The following is a 914-nucleotide window of genomic DNA, read 5'->3' as shown; positions in this document are numbered from 1 at the left end:
CCCGCCGGAAACACAAGCCGGTTCTAGCGGTATCGACAAGGCAACTTTTCGTCGCATACCGAGACAACGGCGTTTAGTGGCCGATCCGCAAGCCGAAGTGAGGCGTCGAAATCCGAACCCCGCGCTGATGTCCGTACGACCGGTAATACCCATGATGCCCGTAGTTCGGGGAAACGTAGGGATACCCATGTCCTACGCCGTGCCCGAGGCGTCTCGAAACATGTCCGAAGCCGGAATGCCCGTGGCCGGAATAGCCATGACCACCAACGTAACCATGACCACCCGAGTAGCCATGCCCACCAACATAGCCATGTCCATGCAAGTAGTCGGCCGCGTGCGTAAAACTCGATGGACTCAACGCCAACACGCCGGCGAACAAAGTAATCAGTGCAAATCGCTTCATCGTTCTATTTCCATTTTTGAGGGTGCGATTGCCGAGAAATTCGACGATCGTTGATGGAAAGTGAACGCATATCCCGTTCCTGAAACCTGCGTTAAGACGCAAACCGCTTTATACCAACAGTTTAAGGAATTACTCTCGCGTGAAGACGATACCGTGCGATTTCAGAATGATGACACAAAGTGGTCAGATTGATGGCACTTGTGTCTCAAGCATCAGCGCGTCGTAGCGACCATTTGAGTAACGGTGGCGTCACGATCGTTGTCGCGAACACGACGATGACAAGGGCTGCGAAGAGCGAGTCATTCACGACACCTAGCCCCCGACCGACGCCAAGAAACACAAGCCCGACTTCTCCTCGTGGGATCATTCCGATTCCAACCGCGAGCCGACTGAGATTGCCTCCAGCAACGATACCTGACAGGAGCTTTCCGATCACGGCACACAGTGTGAAGATCGCTGCCAGCAGCAACGTCATGCTGTCGAAAAAGAACGTGACATCGACTTGCATCCC

General features: G+C 54.2%; 2 protein-coding genes. One reads left to right on the top strand and one right to left on the bottom strand.

Annotated features, from left to right (window positions below):
- Window positions 1-457 (top strand): hypothetical protein (locus tag B2R17_RS24585; RefSeq protein ID WP_286766098.1); only part of this gene is annotated, 457 nt, incomplete at its 5' end.
- A 151-nt stretch (window positions 458-608) separates the two neighbouring features.
- Here B2R17_RS24585 and B2R17_RS24580 read toward each other — a convergent pair.
- The coding region (locus tag B2R17_RS24580; protein ID WP_286766097.1) for a cation:proton antiporter at window positions 609-914 on the bottom strand (306 nt) is incomplete at its 5' end.

The sequence above is a fragment of the Rhodopirellula sp. UBA1907 genome (assembly GCF_002337565.1).
In the GTDB taxonomy this organism is placed as follows: Bacteria; Planctomycetota; Planctomycetia; order Pirellulales; family Pirellulaceae; genus Rhodopirellula; species Rhodopirellula europaea.
The sequence above is the reverse complement of the archived record's forward strand: the minus strand, read 5'-3'. Positions and strand labels throughout refer to the sequence as shown.